14 protein-coding genes are annotated in these 19,738 nt (G+C 62.3%); 8 read left to right on the top strand and 6 right to left on the bottom strand.

The features are described from left to right. Positions 1-196: 196 nt before the first annotated feature. The gene (ppsA, locus tag G6M89_RS11485; RefSeq protein WP_165161911.1) at positions 197-2,545 is read left to right on the top strand and encodes a phosphoenolpyruvate synthase; all 2,349 of its coding nucleotides are present in this window, start codon (positions 197-199) and stop codon (positions 2,543-2,545) included. A 103-nt stretch (positions 2,546-2,648) separates the two neighbouring features. On the opposite strand, the gene G6M89_RS11490 is transcribed toward ppsA, so the two are convergent. Further along, positions 2,649-4,292 carry a PKD domain-containing protein gene (locus tag G6M89_RS11490; RefSeq protein ID WP_165161912.1) on the bottom strand — a complete coding sequence of 548 codons (1,644 nt, stop codon included), beginning with the start codon at positions 4,290-4,292 and terminating at the stop codon, positions 2,649-2,651. Positions 4,293-4,296: 4 nt separating this feature from the next. Beyond that, positions 4,297-6,903, bottom strand: coding sequence for a hypothetical protein (locus G6M89_RS11495; RefSeq protein ID WP_241175295.1), 2,607 nt, complete (start codon positions 6,901-6,903; stop codon positions 4,297-4,299). A 387-nt stretch (positions 6,904-7,290) separates the two neighbouring features. Between G6M89_RS11495 and G6M89_RS11500 the strand changes: the two genes are divergently transcribed. Then, a complete protein-coding gene (locus G6M89_RS11500) occupies positions 7,291-8,712 on the top strand; it encodes a metal ABC transporter solute-binding protein, Zn/Mn family (protein WP_165161913.1) in 1,422 nt (473 codons plus the stop codon). 50 nt (positions 8,713-8,762) lie between these two features. Here G6M89_RS11500 and G6M89_RS11505 read toward each other — a convergent pair whose 3' ends face one another. Further along, positions 8,763-9,389, bottom strand: coding sequence for a hypothetical protein (locus G6M89_RS11505; protein WP_165161914.1), 627 nt, complete (start codon positions 9,387-9,389; stop codon positions 8,763-8,765). Between the two features lie 165 nt (positions 9,390-9,554). On the opposite strand from G6M89_RS11505, the gene mfnA reads away from it, so the two are divergent. From mfnA to metG, 3 genes are all read left to right on the top strand, one after another. Further along, on the top strand, positions 9,555-10,640 hold the full coding sequence (mfnA, locus tag G6M89_RS11510) for a tyrosine decarboxylase MfnA (RefSeq protein WP_165161915.1): 1,086 nt from the start codon (positions 9,555-9,557) through the stop codon (positions 10,638-10,640). Between the two features lie 57 nt (positions 10,641-10,697). Beyond that, the gene (locus G6M89_RS11515) at positions 10,698-11,027 is read left to right on the top strand and encodes a hypothetical protein (RefSeq protein WP_165161916.1); all 330 of its coding nucleotides are present in this window, start codon (positions 10,698-10,700) and stop codon (positions 11,025-11,027) included. A 306-nt stretch (positions 11,028-11,333) separates the two neighbouring features. Then, positions 11,334-13,442 (top strand): methionine--tRNA ligase, encoded by a 2,109-nt coding sequence (gene metG, locus G6M89_RS11520; RefSeq protein ID WP_165161917.1) that lies wholly within the window; start codon positions 11,334-11,336, stop codon positions 13,440-13,442. Between the two features lie 48 nt (positions 13,443-13,490). Here the strand turns inward: metG and G6M89_RS11525 are convergent, their stop codons facing one another. After that, complete coding sequence (locus G6M89_RS11525; protein WP_165161918.1) at positions 13,491-13,763, bottom strand: HalOD1 output domain-containing protein; 273 nt, start codon at positions 13,761-13,763, stop codon at positions 13,491-13,493. Positions 13,764-13,820: 57 nt separating this feature from the next. Next, a complete protein-coding gene (locus tag G6M89_RS11530; protein WP_165161919.1) occupies positions 13,821-15,953 on the bottom strand; it encodes a serine hydrolase in 2,133 nt (710 codons plus the stop codon). A gap of 90 nt (positions 15,954-16,043) precedes the next feature. Between G6M89_RS11530 and G6M89_RS11535 the strand changes: the two genes are divergently transcribed. Beyond that, positions 16,044-16,961 (top strand): winged helix-turn-helix domain-containing protein, encoded by a 918-nt coding sequence (locus tag G6M89_RS11535; RefSeq protein ID WP_165161920.1) that lies wholly within the window; start codon positions 16,044-16,046, stop codon positions 16,959-16,961. A 121-nt stretch (positions 16,962-17,082) separates the two neighbouring features. Here the strand turns inward: G6M89_RS11535 and G6M89_RS11540 are convergent, their stop codons facing one another. Next, positions 17,083-17,370 carry a GYD domain-containing protein gene (locus tag G6M89_RS11540; protein WP_165161921.1) on the bottom strand — a complete coding sequence of 96 codons (288 nt, stop codon included), beginning with the start codon at positions 17,368-17,370 and terminating at the stop codon, positions 17,083-17,085. A 123-nt stretch (positions 17,371-17,493) separates the two neighbouring features. On the opposite strand from G6M89_RS11540, the gene pyk reads away from it, so the two are divergent. Together pyk and G6M89_RS11550 are read left to right on the top strand one after the other, a co-directional pair. Next, positions 17,494-19,266: a pyruvate kinase gene (gene pyk / locus G6M89_RS11545; RefSeq protein WP_165161922.1), complete on the top strand. Its 1,773-nt coding sequence runs from the start codon at positions 17,494-17,496 to the stop codon at positions 19,264-19,266. A gap of 58 nt (positions 19,267-19,324) precedes the next feature. After that, a complete protein-coding gene (locus G6M89_RS11550) occupies positions 19,325-19,726 on the top strand; it encodes a hypothetical protein (RefSeq protein ID WP_165161923.1) in 402 nt (133 codons plus the stop codon). Positions 19,727-19,738: the final 12 nt, after the last annotated feature.

Genomic DNA, 19,738 nt, shown 5'->3' on the forward strand with positions numbered 1-19,738 from the left:
TAGCAGAGACGTTCGGTGAACTCGAGTAGCGGTCCACCTCGTGAGACGTGGTTTCCTGTGCTCTCTGTCCAGTTTGATCGGCCAGTTACCTGGCAGGAACAACGTTCTCGCGGAGAAATTGATCCAATTTCGAGTTGCAGTCACGAACGAACGTTCGCAACATTCTTTATTCGCTCCAGTGACCACTCAGATACAGATGGCTGTACTCTGGCTGGACGAGATCAGTGCCGGCGACATCGAGCGGGTCGGCGGCAAAGGCGCCTCCCTGGGGGAACTGACGGGTGCAGGATTACCCGTCCCACCAGGCTTCGTTGTCACTGCCGGGACCTACCGCTCGTTTATCGAAGCGGCGGAAATCGACGAGGAACTCTTCGAGGCCGTCGACGTCGACGCCGACGACTCGAGTGCGCTCGCGACCGCGGCCGACCGCGCACAGGAACTCATCCTCGAGACGCCGTTTCCCGAGGACCTGCGCGAGGAGATCATCACCACCTATCGCGACATCGGCGGGGAAGAAGAGGCCTTCGTCGCCGTCCGTTCCTCGGCAACCGCAGAGGACCTCCCCGATGCCTCCTTTGCCGGCCAGCAGGAGACGTTCTTAAACGTCACCGAAGAGGCTTTGCTCGAGCGCGTCCGCGAGTGTTGGGCCTCCCTGTTCACCCAGCGAGCGATCTACTACCGCCAGGAACAGGGCTTTGACCACTCGAGTGTCAACATCGCGGTCGTCGTCCAGCAGATGGTCGACGCCGAGAAATCGGGCGTCATGTTCACCAGCCACCCATCGACGGGTGATCCGACGATGATCATCGAGGCCGCCTGGGGACTGGGCGAAGCGGTCGTCTCCGGGGCAGTCTCACCGGATAACTACGTCGTCTCGCGTGGGGATCGCTCGACCGACGTCACCGTCGCCGAGAAGAAGGTTATGCACATCAAAGACGAGGAGACAGGCGAAACCGTCGAACGCCCGGTTTCTGATGAGCGCCAGACCGAACGCGTTCTCACCGACGAGGAAATCGAGGGTCTCGTTGATCTCGGCGAACGCGTCGAAGACCACTACGACACCCCACAGGACGTCGAGTGGGCGATCTTCGAGGACGATATCTACATGCTCCAGTCGCGTCCGATCACGACGATCGACGACGGGGCACGCACCGAGGCTGCAGACCCGATCGAAGACACCGTCAGCACCGCTCCTGGCGTCGCCGATGGTAGCGGCACACAGACCGCAAGCGCCAGCACAGATTCAGGCGGAGCGACTGGCGACAGTGCCGGCGACGTGATCATCGATGGCCTCGGCTCGAGTCCGGGCACTGTCAGCGGCCCCGCAAAAATCGTCACGAAACTCGACGATCTGGCCAAGGTCGCAGAGGGCGACATCATCGTCACCGAGATGACGATGCCCGATATGGTGCCCGCGATGAAACGTGCCTCCGGAATCGTCACTGACGAGGGCGGGATGACCAGCCACGCAGCGATTGTCTCCCGGGAACTCGGCGTTCCCGCCGTCGTCGGTACGACCAACGCGACGACTGTCCTGCAGGACGGACAGGTCGTCACGCTCGATGGCGACAAAGGGACCGTTCTCGAGGGTGAAACCGTCGAACCCGACGAGGAAGCCGAACCAGTCGAGGAGGTCCGTCCAAAGTCGCCGGTTAAGCCGATGACCGCGACCGAGGTCAAAGTCAACGTCTCGATTCCCGAAGCCGCCGAACGCGCGGCCGCCACGGGCGCAGATGGCGTGGGCCTGCTCCGAACGGAGCACATGATCCTCTCGCTGAATCAGACGCCCGAGAAGTTCATCGAGGAAAACGGCACCGACGAGTACACGAACCAGCTCGTCCAGGGCATCCGCAGCGTCGCAGACGAGTTCTACCCGCGGCCAGTCCGCGTGCGCACCCTTGACGCTCCAACCGACGAGTTCCGCCAACTCGAGGGCGGCGAGGATGAACCCGTCGAGCACAACCCGATGCTTGGCTACCGAGGCATTCGACGCTCGCTCGACCGCTCGGATGTGTTCGCCCACGAACTCGAGGCGTTCCGCCGCCTGTACGAGATGGGCTATGATAACGTCGAGATCATGCTGCCGCTGGTCAACGACGCCGAAGACGTCTACCAAGCAACGAAACTCATGCGTGAGGCCGGAATCGACCCGGACAAGCGCAAGTGGGGCGTGATGATCGAGACGCCAGCATCCGCACTGGCGGTCGAGGAGTTAGCCGAGGCCGGCATCGACTTCGCTTCGTTCGGAACGAACGACCTCACGCAGTACACGCTCGCGGTCGACCGGAACAACGAGCACGTCGCCGACCGCTTCGATGAACTGCATCCCTCCGTCCTGCGCCTGATCGGCGACGTAATCGAAACCTGCCGCGAACACGACGTGGATACGAGCATCTGCGGGCAAGCCGGCTCGAAACCCGACATGGTTCAGTATCTCGTCAACGAAGGCATTAGCTCGATTTCGGCGAACATCGACGCCGTCCGCGACGTCCAGCACGAAGTCAAACGCGTCGAACAGAAGTTGTTGCTCGAGTCGGTCCGCTAACGGTTCGTTACGATCTCAGTTCTGTTTTTTGGGTCACGACTCATCTCAATCGATTGTCGATCCAACTGAAACACCTCGAAACGGCAAACTCGAGAGCCGAGCGTCAGTCGCGACGGACGACGAGCAAGACACCGAAGATGGCAGCAAGCGCAGCAACGGAACCGAAGCCTGAAACGGGCAGTGACTCAGAGTCGTCCGATTCGGTATCGTGTGAGCTGTCTGTCTCGCGGTCGTCCTGTGACTCGTTCGACTCAGGCTGGCCGTCGTCATCGTCGTGGTGCTCGTCCGTGTCCGGCTCTGCGAGGACCGTCGTGGTCACAATCGCACTCTCGTTCGGTGTCCCGACGTGGTGCGTGTAGTCGCCGTTTGCATCCGGTGCAACCGCGTCGAACTCGAGGGTCGTTTCGCTGTCCGGTTTAAGGTCGACCGAGCGCTCCTCGACGACAGTGCCGTCGAACTCGTACGTGATCGTGGCGGTTCCGTGTTCCGTGCCGCTGTTTTCGATGGTGGCGGTTACGGCAAGCGAGTCGCCGGGCGAGGCGTTCGATGGTGCCTCGAGAGAGGTGACCTCGAAGAACGCAGCGTCGTCGTCCAGCACAGTGATTGTCTCGTTTGTCGTCCCCGTCTCGTCATCGTCGGTCTCGACGGTCAACTCGACCGTCTTCTCGCCGGGGTCATCGAACGTGATGTTTGCGTGTTCGCCGCTCACGTTTTTGTCGCCGACAGACCACTCATAGGCGACGATCTCGCTATCCGGTGCGCTCGAGTTGCTGGCGTTCAGCGTGACCGTCTCACCGATGACTGGATTCGCCGGGTCGACGGAGATGTTCGCTTCGGGGCCGTCCGTGTCGTCTCCGCCACCCACACCGGGCGCACCCAGATCCGGACTACTCTCTCGGTCTCCACCAGTGAGTTCGAGGTCAATCGTCCCGTCGTCGGGCGTCTCGACTTCGATATACTCCTCGAGGGTGTCACACTCGTCGACGCTGCCGCTGTCGGTCACCGTCGCATCGACCGGGTCGACCGAGCCGTCCGCCATATAGAAGACGAACGGGCCGTCGTACTGGTGTGCCGTCGTATCGAACGTGACGTAGCCCTCGCTGCCCTCGTAGGTGACTGCCCAGATGACGTGATCGTCGCTGACGACTGTCTCGTCGGGTTCGTCGCCCGCATCGAGCGATGTCCGATCATCGTAATCGCCGTGCGTGCAGGCGTGGGCGTGGTTGACCGTCTGTTCGGCGAGTAACTCGAGGGTGTATTCTGTCGGCTCTGGCTCGGGTTCGTCACCGGGGTCGGACCCTGGGCCTGAGCCTGGATCAGAGCCGGAGCCCGAGTCCGAATCATCGCCATCCTCGAACGCTCCGCTCGGGAACGTCAACGACTGTTCGTGCGTTCCGGACTCGAGATCAACGGGGCTCTCGAGGGCGGCTGGGCCGGAGGCGTTCGCGACGTGGAACGAAACCTCGTCGCCAGCGGCGCTATCGAGACTCAGCTTTTCGTCGAACGCGTCGTCGCCACCGTACTCGCCGGCTTCATCGACGGTGATCTCGCCACTGACGGTGCCGTCGACGACGGCAACGAGTGTCGTTCCGTTCGGTGCGAGGGTGCCATCGTCGTCAACAGCCTCGCCGTAGAAGTTCGCCGGCGGGCCTGGCGCGCCCTCCTGTGCGGCTCCGATGGCGACGCTCCCGGCCGTGATAGCCGAGATGATGATGATTGCTGCGATGACTGTTCGGACGTGATTCATGCGGTTAGTCGGCTCCGTTCAGGGCAGCGGCGCGGTCGGTCGGCTCGTAGTTCGGTCCAATCGTTCCGCGGTCGGCACGATCCGGATTGTCGACGTACAGCCAGTAGGCGTCGTAGCCGCTGATCAATGATCCCGCACCGAGTTGCGTTCGCTGCTGTGCGTCGAAGACCGTGATCCCATCGCGTTCGGGATCGATATTCACCAGATCGTCCCCGAGCGTTCGAGTTCCCTCATCTTCGCCGAGTGCGAAGTTCGCACTCGCGAGGTGCCAGCCATCCTCGAGGTGGACATCGCCGGGTGCTGGTGCGTCGTCAGTCTGGAAGTCGTAACCGAGTCGCGCGTCGGCGTCGGCATCAACGTACAGTCCACGGTGGAGATCGCCAGCTGCGTCGATCACCTCGCCGTCGTCGTAGCTCGCGCCGAGGCTGACGTAGCTCTCGGCCTCGGTGTCCCAGCGCTCAAGTGCGCTGACGTTCTCCGTGTGGAGGGCGGCGGGCTGTGGAATCCCCTGCAGCGAGAATCCATCCTCGAGCGAGCGGACTTCGTGGACGAGGTCGATTGTTGCCTCGTGGTCCGTGTCAACGCCGTCGATAGCGATGGTCGCTGGACCGGGTTCGACGGCGGGGTCGATTGCGGTCGTGTCGACCGTTGCTCCGTCGATGGAGCCGTCTTCGACCGTGACGCCGGTCGTTTCTGCGAGCACGGTGTCCTCGCGGACCACCTGCACCGTTACGTCTCCCTCGAGTGCGGTGCCGTCGCCGTCGGTCAGCCCGTCTGCGCTGACTGGGAGTGGGTCGTCGTCGACAATCCCGGCGAACTCGTGTGCCACAGTCGTTTGCTCGCCTGCGATGTCGTCTGGAACCTCAGTGTCCTCGCGCAGTTCGAAGTCGATCAGGCCATCCTCGGGCGTTTCGACCTGAACGTACGAATCGAGGGTTGCACACTCATCGACCTCACCGCGCTCGACAACCTCGGCGTCGACGGGATCAGCCGTCCCGTCGGCTGTGTAGAAGACGAACGGGCCGTCCCACCAGTGCGGTTCGGTGTCGAACGTGACGTACCCTGACTCGCCCTCGGCAGTCACATTCCAGATGACGTGGTCGTCCTCGAGGACGGGGCCGCTCCCGGGTTCGTCACCGCCATCCAGTGCCGTTCGGGAGTCGTAGTCACCGTGGAAACAGGCGTGACTGTTGTCGATTTCCGTTTCAACGAGGAATTTGATGCCAGGCGGCCGCTCCGACTCGACTGCGACGGATGCCGTCTCGTCGATAACCGTCTCGTCCTCGCGGAGTTCGAAGACGACTTCTGTTTCGCCGTCGCCCGCAGCGAGTACGTAGACGTGATCGCCGCGTTCATCGAATCCAAGCAGCTCCTCAGCACCCGCTGCATGGGACACACCGAGTTCGTGGTCGTCGCCGAGTTCGATCTCCTCGCCGGAGTCGTCTTCTGCAGTCGCCTCGAGCACGAGCGGCTCACCGCCGTAGAGGTCGGGAATCTCGCCGTCCCACTCGCCGTCTTGCCACGTGGCAACGACAGCGTCCGTGTCGCGGTCGACTACCTCGAGCGTTCCGAGTTCGTCGCTCTGTTCGTCGTCTCCGTCGGTTTCATCGTCTCCATCACTCTCGTCATCGTCAGCCGCGTCAACTGCGACCTCGAGCGATGGCGTCTCGTAGACTGCTTCCTCGCCATCACTCACCAGGAAAACGACCTCCGTCTCGCCCGCTTCATCGCCGGAGAGCGTGACGTGGTCGCCGTGGCTCTCGAGGCTCAGGACGGACTCGGTTGCGCCCGCAGCGAACGCGGCCTCGAGATGGTAGTCGTCGCCGAGGTCGAGTTCGTCACCGTCATCTGTGACAGCTGCCTCGAGCGAGATTGAGTCGCCCGCTTGCAGGTCGGGCACCTCGCCGTGCCAGTGGTCATCGTGAACGTCCGCGAGCGCGTCGTTCGTCTCGCGGTCGAGGAGTTCGAACGCGTCGATATCCAGATTGTGCGTCTCGTCGTCGCTGTCGCCAGACTTGTTTTCGCTCTCGTCGGTTTCGTTCGTGTCGTCTGTGTCATCCGTTTCGTCACCGCCATCGGACTCTTCGTCCGAACCGTCCTCATCGGCTTCGTCCGCGGTGAGTTCAAACTCGAGCGTGCCGTCCTCGGGCGTCTCGACCTCGAGATAGTTGTCGAGTGAGTCACACTCCTCGACCTCGCCACTCTCGAGAACTGTGGCATCAACGGGTTCCGCGGAACCGTCGGCCACGTAGAAGGTGAACGGGCCGTCGTAGGCGTGTGCATCAGTGTCAACGGAGACGTATCCCTCGTCACCCACGTACGTGACGTTCCAGATGTCGTGGGTCTCCTCGAGTGTCGGTCCCTCGCCGACCGCGTCGCCAGCCTCGAGTGGCGTTCGCGGATCTTCGTCACCGTGGCCACATGCGTGTGCGTGATCAACGGATTCCTCGGCCAGGAAGATGACGCCCTCGGCGTCCTCGGCGGGCACGGTGTCATCTGAAGCGCCGACTGTTCCGCTCGCAAGGAGGCCGCCGGCCGCGACGGCAACCATCAGCACTGCAACGATTGTCAGCGCATCTTGTCGTTTCGTCTGCTGTCTTCTTGCAATCATTTATGCTACCAACCCATCTCTGTTGGATGTTTAAAAATATTATCTAGTTGGCTGGTTTTAATAACTAGCAATGGTTTGACTAATGTCTAATGTCGAAGAACATGCTCGAGACCGCACGGAGAGGCTATGACGGACCGTATTTCCAACTCAGCTGAAACATGTTCCAAACAGCGCCCGCGTGGATAGCGATGGCAATCGATCCCACACGTTGCTGTTCGCGATGGTCGCTCGACTCGAGTCCGCTGGCACGGCGGTTGATCCAGTAAGACGCCCCACAGCGACGGACCGCGTATCGATTTAGCAATGAGACCAATCTCAATAACAGAATTTAGTAAAACCTTGGGACAAGATAATAAGATACTTGTTTGCTACCCCACACGTGTGTGTATGGATCTCTCACGACGTGCGACGCTGACCAGTAGCGCAACGCTCGCACTCGGCGCACTCGCCGGTTGCATGAACGAACCGAGCGGAAACGGAACCGACAGTGACGGGACTGAAAGCGAAAGCGAGGCCGAACACAGCGGCTACGCGGCCTTTTTCACACTCTGGGATTGGGCCGAACACGTCGCCGGCGACCACATGACGTTCACGAATCCCGTCGCCACTGGCGAGATGGGCCACGGCTGGGAACCACCAGCGGACATCCAGCGCGACATCGCCGACTCGGACACGTTCATCTATCTGGATACGGCCGAGTTTTCGTGGGCCCAAGACGTTGCCGCCGGCCTCGAGGATGACTACGATGATATCGCCGTCATCGACGTGATGGACGGCCTCGAGTCGTCGCTGTTGCCAATTGATCGAGACGCAGACACCGACCGGACTCCTGATACTGACCACGAGTACGATCCCGACTCGCTCACCGTCGACGGGTTCGAGGTCTATGACCGCCAGTCCGGCGAGGAAATCGCCTACTGGCACATCGACCACTGGCACGGCAGTGTCCCTGACGCGCCGGTTGACGGCCACGCCGCCGTCGAGGGTGTCTTCGAAGACGACGAGGGACGCATCCTGCCACTCGGCGACGACCAGCCGTTCCAGTTCGACGCGCGCGTCCTCGATGGCGCAGACGACGATGTCGTAGAAATCGTCTCGCACGGCGATTACGTCGAGTTCCACGGCCTCGAGGCCGGTCGGACGCGGATTGCCTTTGAACTCGTCGCTGGCAGCGAGGTGATCTGGGATACGAGCGAGGATAGCATGACCGCGGATGTCGTCGAGGAACTCGACGAGAGCGACGTGCCGGAGTTTTACGACCCGCACGTCTGGGTCGACCCCGTTCTCGCACAGGATGTCGTCGAGGCCATCGCGGATGGACTCGCCGATATCGACCCCGACAACGCCGACGCCTACGCGGACAACGCCGCGGCCTACATCGAACGCCTCGAGGACGTTGACCGGCAGTTCGAAGAACTTGCAGCCGAGGCCGAGCGCGACGTGGCCGTCCTCGCCGGACACGACGCGTTCCAGTACATCGAGCACCGCTACGATTTCGAGATTCACACGCCTGTCGGAATCTCCCCCGATGCAGCTGAATCCCAATCGGACATCGCCGAGGCCATCGACGTCGTCGAGGAACACGATATCGAGACGGTCCTCTACGATCCGTTCGAGACGCCAAATCCTGATGAGGACATCCCGCAGATGGTCGAGGTGCTCCTCGAGAACACCGATGCAGACACCTACGAGCCGCTGACACCAGTCGAAGGGACGACCGAAGAGTGGAACGAACAGGACTGGGGCTGGATCGAACAGATGGAAGAACTCAATCTTCCGTCGCTGCGGGCGGCACTGGGCGCAGACTGAGCGCACAGGCAGTTGACAGAATGTTGAACTACCGCAGTTCCGCGCCGTCGTTATTCTGCCTGTAACTCGAGCGTGATCACGCCTTCTTCGGGTTCGACTTCCACGTACTCATCGAGCGGGCCACACTCATCGTCGTCAACGTCGCCCTCCTCGAGTAGCGTCCCCGAAACGGGTGTTGCGGTTCCGTCGGCTGTATAGAAGACGAACGAGCCGTCCGCGTGATGAGCGTCAGCGTCGAAAGTGACGTAGCCCGCTTCGCCCTCGTAAGTTACCTCCCAGATGACGTGCGTTTCGTCGACGGTAGCTGCCGCCTCAGTTTCCGAGCCAGCCTCGAGCGGTGTTCGGTCATCGAACTCGGCGTGGAGACACGCGTGCTCATGGTCGATGTGTTCCTCACCGAGCAACTCGAGGGTGTGTTCGGTCGGTTCGTCGTCCGTCTCGTCGTCTGTCTCGCCGTTCGCCTCAGCATCCGACTCGCCGTCGGAATCGTCGTCAGAAGCGTTAGGCGTCTCGTTTGCACTCGAGTTGGTATCATCAGACTCGGGGTCGGATTCCGCCTCGGTATCCGAGCCGTCAGCCGACTCATCATCGGACGTAAGCGCAGTACACCCGGCCAGCGCGGTCACGAGTGCGGTTCCGACGCCAGTCTCGAGTAGCGTTCGACGTGTATACGTCATACCAGTGTCACCAGACTGCTTGTTTAAAGTTGTTATTATTAAATCCTGTTTTAATATATCATAGGCGATATTTTGGGCGGCTATCTCAGGGTTCGACTGGCGTCGCAGCTAGCGCAATGGCAGCCAAACGCAATGCATAAACCCAAAACCATCTACATACGTGATATGCAGACCGAGCCGCAGGCGTTCGACCGGGTGCTGTCGTCGATGTGCACCGAGCCCCACCCGGTAGCGCGCGAGGCGGCCGAACGGTTTCTCGCGACGAATCCTGGTGACCCCGGCACCTACCCGACCATCGCCGCCCTGGAGGACGACGCAATCGCGATGCTCGGCGAGATTGCCGGCCTCGAGAACCCGGCCGGCTACGTCGCAAGCGGCGGGACGGAAGCGAACATTCAGGCAGTCCGCATCGCCCGCGAGCGCGCTGAGACGCGGCGACCAAACATCGTCATGCCCGAGTCGGCGCACTTCAGTTTTCAGAAAGCCGCGGATGTCCTCGGCGTCGACCTTCGGATCGTCCCCGTTGACGAGCAGTATCGCGCCGATCTCGAGGCGGTCCGGGCCTCAGTCGATTCGGAGACTGCGCTCGTGGTCGGCGTTGCCGGGACGACCGAGTACGGGCGCGTCGACCCGATTCCGGAACTCGCCACGATCGCCCACGCAGCGGACGCACTGTGTCACGTCGACGCGGCCTGGGGCGGCTTTGTCCTTCCCTTTACCGACGACGAGTGGCATTTCGGCCACGCCGACATCGACACAATGGCAATCGACCCTCACAAAATGGGCCAGGCCGCGGTCCCCGCAGGCGGCTTGCTCGTGCGCGACGAGCGTCTTCTCGACGAACTCGCAATCGACACGCCCTATCTCGAGTCGACCTCGCAGGCGACGCTCACCGGAACCCGCTCGGGTGCAGGCGTTGCAAGCGCCGTCGCCGCGATGGAAGAGTTGTGGCCGAGTGGCTACCGGAGCCAGTACGTCCGTTCGCAGAACAACGCCGAATGGCTCGCCGACGCTCTGGAGAAGCGCGGCTACAGCGTCATCGAACCGACGCTCCCACTGGTTGCCGCGGACCTTCCCCGGTCGACGTTCGACGCTCTCCGCGCACGCGGCTGGCGCATCTCCCGCACTGCAACCGGCGAACTCCGCATCGTCTGTATGCCCCACGTCACCCGCGAGATGCTCGCCTCGTTTATCAGCGACCTCGACCAACTCGAGGTGCGTGCGAGCGTGCCGGTCGTGAGCGACGACTAATCTGCTGATTCGAGGATCGATACGCGTTTTACCCGCCCGCTGCGACTCACAGATAGTATGGCCTTTGACTGGCTCGACGGCATGGCTGTCGTTGGATTCATCGCGCTTGCAGCCGCGGCGTTCGCGCTCGAGGGAATCGTCGTCGCGGCCGCGTTCGGCGGCTTTGCGCTCTCGCTGTCGGTCTGGCGGTTGTACGGCGGCCGCCCCTGGGAGGCCCTTGGCTGGCTCGCGTGGGTCTGTGCGGCCGGCACGCTTGTCCTCGATATCGGCGGCGGCGCGTTTCTCACACTGTTTCTCGGCTTCGGCCTCGTCGGCGTCTTCCTCCTGATCGGCGGCCGATTCGGCTACCTGCGAGATGTCTGGAGCGTCGACTCGAGCGAGGCGTAGCCCGCAGACACTCGCAGAATCACCAACAGTTATCACGCGCGAGCGAGTAACTGGTAGTATGCGACTTGGCGCTGTCACCACTGCTGTCTGTTCTTGCACTCGCATGCCGACGCGCATGCGTATGCGTTCGTAGCCACAGCGCCACCGCGGGGAACGCGCCGCGAGGCCGGTCATACGGCCCCAATCGCGGCGTCGAAACCCGTGCGCTCGAGTCGTCGTTTTGAGTTTCTCGAGGCGACACGAACTGTACTGAGAGCACGACCGAAAACCGGCGGGTTTTACGCCCGCCACCGACAGAGAACGAATATGAGCACACGCAACGACGACTTTCCGACGGATAGCCCCGCCGTCGTGACCTGTGGGCTCCCCTACGCGAACGGGGACCTCCACATCGGTCACTTACGCGGGTACATCGGCGCAGACGCCTTCAATCGCGCACTGCAAACGCTTGGCCAGCAGACGGCCTATGTCTGTGGCTCGGACATGCACGGTACCCCGGTTGCCGTCAACGCCGAGCAGGAGGGTGTCGACCCCGAGGACTTCGCGCTTGACTGGCACGAACAGTACGAGGAGACGTTCCCCAAGTTCAACGTCGAGTTCGACAACTACGGCCACACTCACGACCAGACGAACACCGAACTCACGCAGGATATCGTCCGCACGCTGGACGAGGAAGGCTACATCTACGAAAAGGAGATCCAGGTGGCCTACGACCCTGACGCAGACCAGTATCTCCCAGACCGCTACGTCGAGGGAACCTGTCCCTACTGCGGCGAGAAAGCCCGCGGCGACGAGTGTGACGAGGGCTGTCAGCGCCACTTAGAGCCCGGCGAGGTCGAAGACCCAACGAGTACGATCACCGGCAACCCCGCAGAGTACCGCGAACGCCCGCACAAGTTCTTCGAGGTCTCCGAGTTTTCGACGTTCCTGACCGAGTTCCTTGACGACTTAGAGGGTACCTCGAACGCGCGCAACCAGCCACGCCAATGGATCGAAGACGGCCTGCAGGACTGGTGTATCACCCGCGATATGGACTGGGGAATTGACTACCCGAACGGCGAAGATGGACTCGTCCTCTACGTCTGGGTCGACGCCCCAATCGAGTACATCGCCTCAACCAAGCAGTACTCAGAACGCGTCGGCACTGACGAGTACGACTGGGAACAGCCCTGGAAGGGCGACGGCGAAATCGTCCACATCATCGGCCGCGACATCATCCAACACCACACGATCTTCTGGCCCGCCATGCTCGAGGCGGCGAACTACAACAAGCCCCGCGGCGTCGCCGCAACCGGCTTCATCACGATCAACGGCAAGGGCCTCTCGACCAGTCGGAATCGTGCGATCTGGGCGAAAGAGTACCTCGAGGAAGGGTTCCATCCTGACCTGCTGCGATACTACCTGACGACCACGGGCGGCCTCCAGCAGGACGTCGACTTCTCGTGGGATGCCTTCCAGGAGAAGGTCAACGGCGAGTTGGTAGGAACGGTTGGCAACTTCTGGTACCGCTCGCTGCTGTTTGCCTACCGCAACTACGAGGGCACGCCAGACGCCGACGTCTCGACCGAAGTCCACGAGCGCATTCAGGACGCCATCGCGGCGACCCGCTCGAGCGTCAACGACTACGATTTGCGCGGCGTTGGCCGTGCAGCGACCGAACTCGCCCAGTTCGGTAACGAGTACATCCAGCGCCACGAACCCTGGAAGCTCACCGACGAGAGCCCCGACGAAGCCGCACAGGTCATCCGCGACTGTGTCCAGATCGCCAAGGCCGTCGGCGTCCTGCTCGAGCCGATTGCCCCCGACAAAGCCCAGGCTCTCTGGGAGCAACTCGGCGAGGACGGCGATGTGTCTGCAACGCACCTCGAGAACGCACTCGAGGCTCCACCCCGAACCTTTGAGGAACCCGGCGAACTCTTCGAGAAAATCGAAGACGACCGCGTCGAGGAACTCAACGTCAAACTCGCCGACCGTATCGCGTCGGCAGCGACAGACGATGACGACGAGTCAGCCGACGCCGAAACCGAAAGCGACGACACGGCCGCGACCGAAGCCGACGACATGACCGAGATCGACGGCCTCGAGCCGCTCGCAGACGACCGCATCAGTTTCGACGACTTCCAGGAACTCGACATCCGCGTCGGCCGCATCGAGTCCGCTGAGGGAATCGAGGGCGCGGACGACCTCGCGAAACTCGAGGTCGACATCGGCTTTGAGACGCGCCAGATCGTTGCCGGCATCAAACAGCTCCACGACCTCGACGAACTCCCCGGCGAGAAATGCGTCATGCTCGCTAATATGGAGAAAGCCGAGCTGTTCGGCGTCGAGTCCAACGGCATGATCCTCGCGGCGGGCGAGGAGGCGGATCTGCTGACGACTCACGGCGACGCCGAGATCGGCGAGAAGATTCGGTAAGCAGCGGTCGGAGCGAGGGTTCGGTTTCCTCGGATAGAATTATGAGAATTACCTGCAGTCTGCTGGTTGAAGGAGAAGATATGTGCCATTCTCAACAGTGATGTGAAAGTCGCTGTAGACGAATTTTACTGTGCCAGTCTGCTGTGACTCACACAGTTCGTCCAGGAATTCTGGATCTATCGTCGCATACAGTGGGCGCAACTCCCATGGGTCACAGTCGTTGAGTGAACTGACAGCATTGATCGCAGCCGTACTGACAGATTCACCCTCGTGAATCTCGTATTCGATCAGTACCTGCTGTTCCGGATCTTCGGGGACCATTATTGTGTGCAGTGGTTGTAACCGGATAAATCCCGAGTTGGAACATGTAACCAAAAGCTACAGCGGCACGCGCAGGAAGTTCCAGTAGGAAAGCAGCCAGCAAAACCCAACGAGGCTGACCGTCACCAGCGCGTAGTGAATCCTCGAGAGCCGGCCCCAGTAGCCCTCGCGCCAGGCGACGACGGTACAGACGGCAGCGGCCGCCGTTCCAAGCACGCCGAGAATAGGCAGGAGAGAGACGAGGTCGTACGCGAGCGGCGGCCTGCTCAACAGCGTATATGGCGAGAGTACTAACAGCGTGAATGCGCCGACGACGAAGCCGAACAGGGCAGTAATTGCTCCACCAGCGATCCATCGCGCTCGAGCGGGCGAGAGCCACGCTGTCAAGCGGTCGTATACTCCCTGTGTGCTCGAGTCTGTGTTGTCATTCGAGTGCGTGTCGCCGTTCAAGTCCATGTCACTGCTCGCGGCGTCCGTTTTGTGCTCGTCCTCATGGTCGCTCTCGCCAGCAGCCGCATCGTTTTCCCCACCGCCGCCGAATCGTCTCCGTGCGCGTGCGAGCGGCCAGCCAACGGCACCGGAAAGCATCCCGAGCGTTGCAGCGCCGGCGAGACCGCCATGGACGGACAGCGATTCGTGCCTCGAGATGCGTTCGAACGCCTGAAAGCCGAGAAAGAGGTGGGTCACGTCGCCGTCTTGTGCGCCGAAGGCTAGCGTGTCATCGCCGTCGACGGTCGTGAAGACGAGCGACTCGTCGGTTTCGACCCAGCGCTCCGGCCCGCCGCCGAAGTCGGTGACGAGATAGCCGTCGTCGTCGACAGTCACATCGACCGAGCCGGCCTGCAGTGTCGAGGAGAAGCGGGCATGGGTCGACTCCGCGATGCGAACGCCGCGATAGGTTCCCTCGAGTGCGGCTGCGTGTTCGGGTGGGCCGTCGGGTTCGGCCGGTGCGTCGTTTTCATCATCTGTAGGCAGGTACTCCTCGAGCAGTGCATCGACGAACGCGCTGTTTGCGGCCGCGCCGGTGTCGGTGTTGTACGCACAGAACAGCCCGAAGTCGTACTCGGGGACGACCAGCAGGTAGCTGTAGGACGTGCCGGGAATCGCGCCGTCGTGCTCGAGCACACGAATTCCACTATGGTCGCCCTCGATCAGGCCGAAAGCCATCCCGGGCAGTGCGTCGTGGTGGGTAAACCACTGCTGGTGGAGCGCCTCGACTGTCTCGGATTCGAGGACGCGATTGCCGTCGACGTCGCCGTCCCCGAGGTGGACGCGCAGGAACTGTGCCATATCGGCTGCGGTCGCCGTTGCCGCGCCAGCAGGGGCGATCTCGAGATGGAGCGGCGGCGTTTCCTGTCGCATCCCTGCGGCCGCGGTGTAGCCCTTTGTGACCTCGATTCCGTCGGGGACGGGCTGTTCGAACGTCGTGTGGTCCATCTCGAGTGGGTCGAACAGGTGCTCGCGCGCGTAATCTTCGAAGGGCATGCCGGTCACGTCGGCGACGACCTGCGCGGCGAGTGCGGTGCCGTAGTTCGAGTAGGAGATGATCTCACCAGGTGGGCGCACGCGATTCGGTTGCTCCTGGCTCAGCACGTCGGGCAGCGGCCGGATCTCGTCGGGATCGTCGACCCAAGTTCCCTGAAACCGCTCTTCGAAGCCGGCCGTGTGTGTCGCGAGATGAGCCATCGTGATCGAGTCGTCGTCCGTCTCTGGAATTGACACCGACTCGAGAGACGCCTCGAGTGGCTCGTCCGGGTCGATTCGGCCGTCCTCGAGCAGTTGCGCGACGGCGGTCCAAACGAGTGGCTTCGAGACCGAGCCGATTCGGAACGCGGTTTCCGCGGGGTCGACCGACTCGCCAGTTTCTGCGTCGCGCTCACCGTAGCCCGCGGTGAGTTCGACGGTTCCATCGTGGACGACTGCGACGGACGCGCCGACGACATCGTGAGCGTCGAGCAGGTCGTCCAGCTGGTCGTCCACGAACGACTCGAGGCCATCGAGATCGAGCGCGTCGGCCTGGGAAATGTTCGAGACGGGTGTTGGGGCGGGTATATACCCACTCGAGTCGCCCGTCGCGCCTCGAGAGCGGTCGGCCGCGGCGACGGTCTCTGGAAGGCAGCCAGCAAACGATGTTGCGCCGAGTAGGGCCGAGCCCTGGAGTACGCGTCTGCGGGGAATGGGGTTCGACATCAGTGATGGGTCGTGCTTCTCGAGGGAACGGCATATGTATTCGGAGCAATATTTTTCTCCATGCGCTGCCGTCGGCGCTCGTGAACCGCTATGCCAGCACAGCACTCCCAACACGACCGCTCGCGCTTTGACCGCCCCGAAGATCCGTTCAAGGCCCTCGGCAACGAGACGCGCCTCGAGATACTACGTGCGCTGTACGAACGCGGGCAAGAAACCGGCGCGGTACACGAGGAGACGCTTCCGTACGCCGAGTTGCGCGAGGCCGTCGGTATCGAAGACAAGGGCAACTTCAACTACCACCTGCGCCAACTCGATGGCGCGTTCCTCGAGTCGGTCGACGAGGCCGATGGCGGGCGAAGCGGCTACCGACTGACGTTCGCCGGCTTCGAGATTGCGAAGGTAATCGACATCGACGCGTGGCGCTCGCACGACGTCTGCGGCCCGACGAAGCTCCCGATCGGCAGTGACGCAGACGACAGTCCGCTCACCGCCGTCTACGAAGATAGCGTCGTCACAGTTAGTCACGACGGCGACCCGCTGTACGCCCACGCCGTCCGGCCCGCCGGGGCAGCCGACCGAGAGATGGAACTCGAGGAACTGCTTTCCGTCGCCTCAACGCTGTGGCGACACACCGTCGAGCGCATTCTCGAGGGTATCTGTCCGTACTGTCACGCGACGGTCGAGCGCTCACTCGAGGTCGGCGACGGGCCGGATCGGTACTGGCAGTATACGTTCGGGGGCACCTGCACCGAGTGCGGCCCGCTGGGCGGCTCGCACGTCGGCGTTGCGGTTCTCTCGCACCCGGCTGTCGTCTCGCTGTTCTGGGAGCACGGCATCGACCTTGCCGACTGGCAGGTCTGGAACGTGCCGTTCGTCACCGACGACGCGGTAACTGTCGTCGATGACGAGCCCACGCGGCTCCGGATCGATGTCGAATGCAACGTCGACCGACTTGCGGTGTTCGTCGATGACTCAGTGCGCGTCGTCGATACCGAACGCCTCGAGTAACGCGTCCGTCTCGAGCGATATCGGCGCTCGAGCGCGCTGCACCTACTGCCGGACAAAACGAGTCACAGATTTCCGACCGAACGGGTGGTCGAAAATCTTTACTGACTTTTGTCCGGCAGTATCAAATCTCGTCGACCAGTTGCGAGAAGTCGTCCGTATCGATGAGTCCCATCGTTTTGCCCTCGAGCCCGTGCTTTCGAAGCGTGAGCGCGGATTTGAACGCCGAATCGCGATCTGTCGCCTCGAAGATAATCACGAAGTCGTGCTCGCCGAGGACCGCGTAGGAATCGACGAGTTCGGCGTTGTGGTCCTCGAATTCGGTCCGAATCTCGCCCCAGATGGAGGCCAGTTCCTGTGCGTTCTGGACGTCACGATCATCGACCGTGATGAGCGAGGCGTAGGTTGGCATACGTTCGCTTTTCTATCACAAACACGCGGAAAACGATTCACGTGGCACAAGACGGCAGGCAAAACCAACTCGAAATCGAGTAAAGTACGTGGCTTTTTTGCCATCCCCCCGCTAACTGCGGCTATGAGAAACGCGAAAATCGTCTGCACGCTCGGGCCTGCCTCGAGCGACCGCCGTTCTATCCGAAATCTCGCCGATGCTGGCATGTCCGTCGCGCGCCTCAACGCGAGCCACGGCAGCCGCGAGGACCGAGCCGACCTCATCGACCGCGTCCGCGATGTCGACGACGAGCGCGACGAACCCGTCGCGGTCATGCTCGACATGCAGGGACCAGAGATCCGAACCGCACCGTTGCCAGAGGGCGAAACCGTCACCCTCGAGACGGACTCCGAGATTCAGTTCGTCGAAGGCGACGACGTGACACCCGAAACGGTCGGCCTCTCGCTGCCGGTCGACGCCGTCTCCGAAGGCGACCGCATCCTCCTCGATGACGGTCTGATCGAGACGACCGTCCTCGAGCGCGACGGAGATGTCGTCCGCGCACACGTCGATACCGGCGGCGAACTCGGCGGGCGGAAGGGCGTCAACGTCCCTGGCGTCGACCTCGATCTGGATATCGTCACCGAGAGCGACCGCAAGGACCTCGAGTTGGCTGCGGAGAAGGAGGTCGACTTCGTCGCGGCGAGTTTCGTCCGGGACGCAGAAGATGTCTACGAGGTCAGCGAGGTGCTCGAGGAGTTCGGCGCGGAGATTCCGCTCATCTCGAAGATCGAACGCGTCGGCGCGGTCGAGAACTTAGACGAGATCATCGACGCCTCCTACGGCATCATGGTCGCTCGCGGCGATCTGGGCGTCGAGTGTCCGATGGAGGACGTGCCGATGATCCAGAAGCGGATCATCCGAAAGTGTCGCAACGAGGGGCTGCCGGTCATCACGGCAACTGAGATGCTCGATTCGATGGTGACTGCGCGACGGCCAACCCGCGCGGAAGCCTCGGACGTGGCAAACGCCGTGCTCGACGGGACTGACGCCGTCATGCTCTCGGCGGAGACCGCTATCGGTGACCACCCTTCCGAGGTCGTCGAGGCGATGGGCAGCATCATCCGCGAGGTCGAAGGCTCCGAGGAGTATTCCGAAACACTCGAGCAGCGGGTTCCATCCGCCGGCGAGGCTCGAACGGATGCACTCGCACGCTCCGCGCGATTTCTTGCTCGAGACATCGGCGCGGACGCCGTCGTCGCTGCGACCGAATCCGGCTATACAGCGCTGAAGACCGCGAAGTACCGGCCGGGCGTCCCCGTCGTCGCCTCGACGCCGAGTCACGAGGTCCGACGCCGCCTCGCGCTCTCGTGGGGCGTCACGCCGCTGTATGCCCGTGTCTCCGATCAGGGTGCTGACGCCGTCGTCGAAAAAGCCGTCCAAGCGGCGCTCTCCGCTGGCATCGCCGAAAGCGGTGACACCGTCGTCGTTCTCTGCGGCATGATGACCGAACTCGAGGGGGCGAACACGACGAACATGCTGAAAGTCCACGTCGCCGCCGAGGCGCTGACGACCGGCCGCGTCGTCGTCGAGGGTCGTGCAACAGGCCCCGTCGTCCGAACATCGGATGGCGACCTCTCGGACGTCCCCGAGGGAGCGATCGTTGCCCTCTCCACGGAGTTCAACGAGGAGTTCTCCGGTGACTTAGAGACAATCGGCGGCATCATCAACGCCCAGCGTGGGATGACGGGCTATCCCGCGCTCGTCGCTCGAGAGATGGACATTCCGATGATCAGCGGTGCCGATATCGAGGATATCGACGCCGACCAGACGGTGACGGTCGACGCCGAGCGTGGGGTCGTCTACGGCGGCGACATCGGCGACCGAACGATCGAATCACGAGCGAACCGCGACTGATCGAGGCCGACCTCTCGCGGACCGCGGGTTTTTGATTGCGGGGCTACTACGGCGAGACATGGCTGACGAAGCGCCCGAACGGGGCGACTCGGAGACCGACTCTCCGGACGCATCGACCACGGGCGACGCCCAGTGGGACGGCCCGAGCGCGTGGGATATCGAGGACGACGCATCGACATCGACAGCAACAGAGGCGACTGAGCAACCGCACTACTCGAGTAACGACGGGACTCGCGAGACCACAGCCGAGCAGGATCGGTTCCCGCTGGATCTCTCGCGTGATGAATCGGACGCGGCTGACGAGGACGAGAGCGAAGATGAAGACGACCCGTACGGGCCAGAGCCCAGCTCCACGCCGGTCGTCGCCGGTGATCCAGACCTCGAGAACGCCGTGTTCGTCGTCCTCGGTGCCGTCATGATGCTTCTCGTGATTGCACGTCTTGTCTCACTCCCGCTGTAGTCGTCGCCGGAT

The organism is Natronolimnobius sp. AArcel1, assembly GCF_011043775.1.
Taxonomy (GTDB): Archaea; Halobacteriota; Halobacteria; order Halobacteriales; family Natrialbaceae; genus Natronolimnobius.